Consider the following 6,655-nt stretch of genomic DNA (forward strand, 5'->3'; position numbering starts at 1 on the left):
AGTGATGCTCAAAGTTTCATTCTTAGATTAGGCAAAGTCATATTTAATACAAATGGGCATATCATTTATAGGCTATTCAATTTTGAAAGGAGTTGTTTATATTTGGCTGTTTCTTATATGGATTTTACGGCACCAAATGTACAGTACTTCAGTGATCTCAATAAGAACAGGCTATTTACCGGTAACTCACAAAATTTCATCAATTCGCTAGGAAGAAATCACCTCAACACTTTAGGTAATGTTTCATTATTAGATATTTTCTTAAGCAGGGAAAAAGTGGTTGAACCTCACATTCATCAAAATGCTTCTGAGCTCGTATATTGTATCTCTGGTTCTGCGGTTGTATCACTTATTAATCCTTTCACAAATAAATTACACAATATACCGGTTAAACCAGGGCAGGTTGCCAACGTACCTCAAGGGTGGTGGCATTATGAAATTGCTGCAGAAGATCATACCCACTTATTAGCAATCTTTGATGCTCCTTATCCTGAAGCGATATTTGGATCAGATATCCTCAGATTAACACCAGCTCACATTTGGGCTCACACCTATTGCCTGGACGAGAACAAGTGGAAAGAAGCAGTAGCTCCAATCAAAAAGACAACCTATATTGGTCCTTCTGATGACTGTAATAAGAACAGGAACGATCAGCACCAACAATATTATTACGAGTATCAACAGCCACCTGTAAATTATCAAAACCCTTCCTATATCCATCCATACTATGCTCCACCAACCAATCATTTTTGAAATTGATGCCTCATACCACTTACGAAGTCTTTTCCAACTGAAGCAGTTCAAAGACTCTGGTACTGTACCAAAGTCTTTGTTTCATATTACATGATTATATCGCCTAGACATAAAAGATTTGTCTAAGTCTCTCCCTTTTGCAGAAATGATTAAGAGCGGTATTAAGCTTTTTTCTCTTACTTTTTTAATATATCCATTCCTCCTAATTTCGACAGCATTAAGTCAAGTAAAATGAGATCAGGTTCTTCCTTATAAAAAAGTAATAAAGCCCCCTCCCCATCACAGGCAGTCATGACTATGAAATTCTCCTGTTCTAAATGGCCTTTAATTATATTACCTATTTTTCTGTCGTCTTCCACAAACAAAATTGCTTCACTATCTAATATGAAATCCACTGTTGGATTACAAAGTGGATATAGTTCTCCTTCCCGTTAAAACAAAAAATACAAAACATTATTGGTTTTAACAGTTTACAAACTTCTGAGGCTTCGTTATAATTTTCATAAATGATTGAACAATCATTCGTGAATAAAGGAGTTAATCATGCCACTTTCAGAACAACAAATATTAAACATGAAGAAGAAAAGAGAGACGATTCTCGAAGCAGCTACATCACTCTTCGCTACAGAAGGGTACGAAGCGACTACAATCAAGAAAATCTCAGAAGCAGCAAACGTTAGCTTTGGCAGTGTATTTACATATTTTAAAGACAAAGAAGAACTCTTTTACACCGCTGTTGTAGAACCACTGAAAGAGTTGTCTGACCGTATATTAGATTTCAATCCTGACCCAATGGACCCTGTTGCTGAACTAGAAAAAATGATTGCAGTCCATATTAAGCTTTTTGCTGGAATCAATCAGTACTTGACTCTTGTTGTTCAAGTAGTTGGGCAGCATCAGCGGTATGCAGATATTTTTGAAAAACTGGATACATTTCATGATGAATTCCTGGAGAAAGTTAGCATCCTCATACAGAACGGTCAAAAGAAGGGCTTATTGATTCAACAGGAACCATTACCCGTTGCCACTTTATATACAAGTCTTTTAATTGGTATTCGGTTAAATAACACGGACACCTTATATAGCAATATGTTGGATCATTACGTCCCAGCAGCGCTTCAACTTTTTGGACCTAAAAATAAATAGGTTCACTTTTTCACATCAATAATGATTTATTAATCAATCGTAAATAAAGGAGATCATCCATGTCTTTTACAAATTTCCATCCAACCATTAAAATACGGCTTTTTTTAGTTTTTCTTACCTCTCTGTCTACGATGGCCGTTATGCCTTATTTAATCATCTATTTCTCTTTACAAATAGGCACTTTCATCACAGGCTTTTTATTTTTTGCAGTCATGGCAGCTAATGTACTCGGCTCTGTTTTTGCTGGCTATCTATCTGATCAATTCGGTCGCAAGGGCATTATTCTCTGGTCAGAATTTATTGTCTTTATTGGATTTCTCGGGGCTGCGCTTGTAAACTCCTCTTGGATAACATCGCCCTATATCACCTTTATTCTATTTGTCTTCATACAGTTCAGTACGGGGGCATTAACGCCCGTTTATCAAGCTTTGATCATTGATGTAAGCAAGCCTGAAGAAAGAAAATCGCTTTATACATACTCCTACTGGCTTCGCAATGTCGGAATTGCTATCGGCAGCATGATTGGTGCTTTCCTCTTTTTTGACTATCTTTTTTATCTATTGTTAGGTGTTGCACTGTGCACACTATTCTCGATCGTTATCACCTTTTTCTTTATTGAAGAAACCTATACTCCTACACAGCAAGACACAATTCAACCCACTTCAAGCACGTTTCAAATGATACTTAACTACAAGAAGGTTTTTACACATAAATGGTTTCTCGTTTTTTCCACTGCCAGTCTTCTCATTGTTGCAGTCGAGGAGCAATTAACTAACTATATTGGGGTTCGCCTTGCTAGAGAAATTAGCGAACCGATTCCCATCACTACTTTTCTCTCGATCAAAGTAGATGGGGTTAATCTTCTAGGGATTTTAAAAATGGAAAATACAATGCTTGTCGTTTGTTTTACCATGCTGATAGTATGGCTTACGAGAAAACTAAATGACCGTTTTGCACTTCTTTTTGGCTTATTGCTCTTTTTTAGCGGATACACCGTAATAAGTGCTAGTGAAAACCCTAGCATACTTATCATAGCCATGCTGGTGGCATCCATTGGTGAAATCATTCATATTCCGGTAAAACAAACGATGCTCGCAAGTATGGTTCCCGATCATGCACGCAGCACTTATCTGGCTATGTTTTCAATAGCAACCATTCTTGGCGTGAGTACAGCTGGTATATTTTTGATCATCAGCGAGTGGATCCCTCCTCTTGTCTTAACCTTTTTAATTGGCATGATGGGCTTTATAAGTATTGCACTATTTTATAGAATGACAACTTCGATAAAAAAGCAGAGCACTGGTGAAACGGAGTTTTCGTCGGAAAAATCTAATTGATATTTCGAAAATAACCTTATTTATCGGGCATATGCATGATAAGAACATTGTCTAAACTTCCAGACTTCTAATTATCTCCAATCATTTAATTGTTTGCTAGTACGAAATACGGGAAAGTAATACTAACAATAAAATCATAATCATGATAAAAAAAGGAGCTGCTATGATGGAATCTACAAAGAAAGCGTATTATATAGATATTGAAAATGGTACGATCTTAGATACTGCAGATGGTCATGACTGGCAATTTAAAATTCATGCAACCGGGGAACAGGCTGCAGAAATCAGCAATTATATGCGCCAGAATTACGATGCAGACTTAAAAACTTATGTAAGAGCCCAGATCCCTTTCTTGGAATACCATAAAAAATCTCAGAATCCAGAGTATGATCATACAATGGTCAAGCTCTACGAAATGATTTATAAACTTGGTGATACGGAAGCAATACAGCATATCATCAAGATGGGGATTGTCGATACAGATACGATTGATAGAGAAACAGAATAAAAGACAGCCCTTTTTGAACTATGCCCCATTCTTCGGACAGTATAAAAAAGTCGCTAAACAGCTAATAGGTGGCCCCGGTATTGTACCGGGGCCATTTTCTTTAGTCCCCATTGGTAACGCCACACATTGTATTCTTCTATAACTCGATCAACTTCTTCCTTCACATCCGTTAAATTAGTACATGTTTTATATTTTGCTAAATCCTTAAAGTGGCCAAAAAAACTTTCCATCGGCGTTTTATCCGCTCTATATAATTGCCATGCCTTTGAGAAACTCACAATTATTCCCCAATACTAGATCCTTCTTTTATGGTTTAGTATGATCTTTTTCTCTAGTTTCTATACTAGATTAATAGTAAAACTTATTTAACGATAGCCCCCTTTAGTTAAAAACTTACCTAAATATATAATGAAGACTTACTCTACATAACTATCAGTCGTCCTCCTTCTTATTTTTTTCTACTTTTTTGGCTGGGGTAAAGCCTTATTGATATCTTCAAGATTATTTTCAAACTGTTCATTATTGTTAATTAAGTTAGTAGATTTTAACTTAGCTAACGCCCCATCAGCATAAAAACCAGTTAAAATTGAAGGCATTATCACTCTTTCTATACTACTTGGATCCGCTACAATTACAGTTGCTAAAAAGGCAGCTGTACCCTAACATATATCCAGTAAAAACCCGGATAAAAAGTTCTCTTTGTATTCCTTGGTTTTCTGATACATAATGCTATTAAATGGATTCTGTAATGCGGACGAACGTAACTTCTTAGCTCTATCTGTTGCCCACTCAATAGAGCGACTTGGACAATGAGCTTTATGTATTCAGATAGCTGTTGCTCATCTGTAGACAAGATTCTTAGTGAGGTTTGAAATTCTTTTAATACCGTTAATGACACTTTCGAGAAAAGGTCGCCAAACACTCCTCGATACATGGGAAACACTTGATCCAAAATTGTGTGAAAGTGTAACTTTGCTTCTACATACATGTTAGATACAATTTCCTGCTGCCTTGATAAGTTACGAAGGTTCAAAAGCTTTAAGCCCCTCATTTTATGCGGTTCGAACTCTTCTTTATAGTAAAGAACCCCTAATTGATAAGCATCGAACGCATCTGTTTTTACCTTCCTCAAACTCGACTTCTTAGCTTGATACGAAATAATAGGATTTAATAAAACATATGGAACTTCGTTCTCCACTAACCACTGGATGACCGGTGTATGATAGTGCCCTGTTGATTCTAAAATAACAACGGGTACTTCCTCGGTAATCGCTTGAATTTCCTTAACCAAATTTAGAAACTGAGCCAATTCAACACGGGTATGTTCCATAGAAAAACTTCTTCCGTACGGTTTAGACTTATCTAAAAATGCTTGTCCTTCACTTTCTCCCTTCGCAATATCCAGACCAATGACTGGATTCATATATGTCCCCTCCTCCAAAATATTAACCAGTAACCCTATTAAAAAGTTCAACCAGTAATATCTGGCTGAACTCTATAATACGAAAGTCCCCTATAGTGTAAGAACATATTTTCTCAAACTTCTACTTTTATTACTTCACTTATTACAGGAATGTTCCCCCTTTTGTAATATAAAAATAAGAGCTCTTCTTTGTTTCAAGAAAGCCCTCATTGTATTAATTCATTTTTTATAAATAAACAATTAATTTTAAGTCTATTAATTATAAGTATTTGCATCCAGCCTGTGTTCGTTTGTTAGCTTATCTTTCTTTTGTAATGATAGGTACACTACTAGTATTAGAATTAATAACATCCCAATCATTTGCCAAATACCAAAAGGAAGCCTCAACCAAACGATACTACTTACCACTGCTGTTAGAGGTTCTACTGTGCCTAGTAAAGTTGCTTCTTTTGCTTCTAGATATTCTAAGCTTTTAATAAACATCCAAAAAGCAAGTGTTGTTCCAAAAATTATAGTAAGGGTTAATACAATGATAGTAACTAATGTCCAACCACTCGTTTCAACTTTCCAAATTGGATGAATAAAGTTCATAAATACACCTGAAACAAGCATAGCCCAGCCAACAACAGAAACAGATGAATAAGAGTGAAGTAGCTTCTGTGCATATAAAGTATAAAAGGCTAATGAGATTCCAGAGATTATTCCCCACAAAATGGCTACACTTGATACCGTCAAACTTTGAAAAGATCCATTAGTTAATAAAAGTATAGTTCCTATAATAGTTATGAAAATAGCTATTATATCTGAAACATTTGGCTTTTGATATCGTTTAAATGTTAACCAAATAATAATATATATTGGGGCTAAATACTGCAACAATGTAGCTATAGCAGCATTGCCTGCTTCAATAGAAGCCATGTAAGAATACTGAACTAATAACATCCCTATCAAACTAAATAGTAATAAAGGTATCCGATAATTTGAATCACTCCATATAGATAGAACCTGTTTGGTGTTTGTTAGAAAGGCTTGTACTCCTAACAATAGTACTCCACTAATAATTAGCCTTGTCGTAACATACCAATTCATGTTTATTTGTTCAACATCAAATAAATAATCAGCTGCTGTTCCTCCAATTCCCCAAAAACTTGCCCCAAAAAGAACAAATATAATTCCTATTGTCCGATTTCTTATTTTACTATTCATAACATCACCTATAATATTAAGATATGAATAAGATACCTTAATAACACACAAAATTATATTGATTTATTAGCCAGAAATATATAAATATTGAGGTGATATATATGGAAACAAGAAATATAATTTTAAACTCTCTTAATGAAGAACTTATACCTTATACAGAACCACATTGGTTACATTCTATAGAGTATGGATAGGCTACACTTAGTTAGACAGAATTTTTAAGGTCAAGTAGACTACATATAATACTTTCAAGGAGAATCTACATGACTAAAAGAGAACGCC

At 35.3% G+C, this 6,655-nt stretch carries 9 protein-coding genes; 4 read left to right on the top strand and 5 right to left on the bottom strand.

The window, feature by feature from the left end; genetic code table 11:
• The first annotated feature begins 117 nt into the window (after positions 1 to 117).
• On the top strand, positions 118 to 753 hold the full coding sequence (locus J2S17_RS16165) for a cupin domain-containing protein (protein ID WP_307476603.1): 636 nt from the start codon (positions 118 to 120) through the stop codon (positions 751 to 753).
• A gap of 176 nt (positions 754 to 929) precedes the next feature.
• Here the strand turns inward: J2S17_RS16165 and J2S17_RS16170 are convergent, their stop codons facing one another.
• On the bottom strand, positions 930 to 1,148 hold the full coding sequence (locus J2S17_RS16170; protein WP_307476573.1) for a response regulator: 219 nt from the start codon (positions 1,146 to 1,148) through the stop codon (positions 930 to 932).
• Between the two features lie 148 nt (positions 1,149 to 1,296).
• Between J2S17_RS16170 and J2S17_RS16175 the strand changes: the two genes are divergently transcribed.
• The 3 genes from J2S17_RS16175 to J2S17_RS16185 all read left to right on the top strand — a co-directional run bounded on the left by J2S17_RS16175 (position 1,297) and on the right by J2S17_RS16185 (position 3,744).
• Positions 1,297 to 1,899 carry a TetR/AcrR family transcriptional regulator gene (locus J2S17_RS16175; protein WP_307476575.1) on the top strand — a complete coding sequence of 201 codons (603 nt, stop codon included), beginning with the start codon at positions 1,297 to 1,299 and terminating at the stop codon, positions 1,897 to 1,899.
• A gap of 59 nt (positions 1,900 to 1,958) precedes the next feature.
• A complete protein-coding gene (locus J2S17_RS16180) occupies positions 1,959 to 3,236 on the top strand; it encodes an MFS transporter (RefSeq protein ID WP_307476581.1) in 1,278 nt (425 codons plus the stop codon).
• A 166-nt stretch (positions 3,237 to 3,402) separates the two neighbouring features.
• A complete protein-coding gene (locus J2S17_RS16185; protein ID WP_307476583.1) occupies positions 3,403 to 3,744 on the top strand; it encodes a hydrolase in 342 nt (113 codons plus the stop codon).
• Between the two features lie 53 nt (positions 3,745 to 3,797).
• Here J2S17_RS16185 and J2S17_RS16190 read toward each other — a convergent pair whose 3' ends face one another.
• From J2S17_RS16190 to J2S17_RS16205, 4 genes are all read right to left on the bottom strand, one after another.
• The gene (locus J2S17_RS16190) at positions 3,798 to 4,022 is read right to left on the bottom strand and encodes an IS3 family transposase (RefSeq protein ID WP_307476585.1); all 225 of its coding nucleotides are present in this window, start codon (positions 4,020 to 4,022) and stop codon (positions 3,798 to 3,800) included.
• A 180-nt stretch (positions 4,023 to 4,202) separates the two neighbouring features.
• A complete protein-coding gene (locus tag J2S17_RS16195; protein ID WP_307476587.1) occupies positions 4,203 to 4,340 on the bottom strand; it encodes a hypothetical protein in 138 nt (45 codons plus the stop codon).
• Between the two features lie 44 nt (positions 4,341 to 4,384).
• Entirely contained in the window at positions 4,385 to 5,167 is a 783-nt protein-coding gene (locus J2S17_RS16200; RefSeq protein WP_307476589.1) for an IS110 family transposase, read from the bottom strand.
• A gap of 255 nt (positions 5,168 to 5,422) precedes the next feature.
• Positions 5,423 to 6,373 carry a DMT family transporter gene (locus J2S17_RS16205; protein ID WP_307476590.1) on the bottom strand — a complete coding sequence of 317 codons (951 nt, stop codon included), beginning with the start codon at positions 6,371 to 6,373 and terminating at the stop codon, positions 5,423 to 5,425.
• Between the last annotated feature and the right edge of the window lie 282 nt (positions 6,374 to 6,655).

It is taken from the genome of Cytobacillus purgationiresistens, assembly GCF_030813235.1.
In the GTDB taxonomy this organism is placed as follows: domain Bacteria; phylum Bacillota; class Bacilli; order Bacillales; family Cytobacillaceae; genus Cytobacillus; species Cytobacillus purgationiresistens.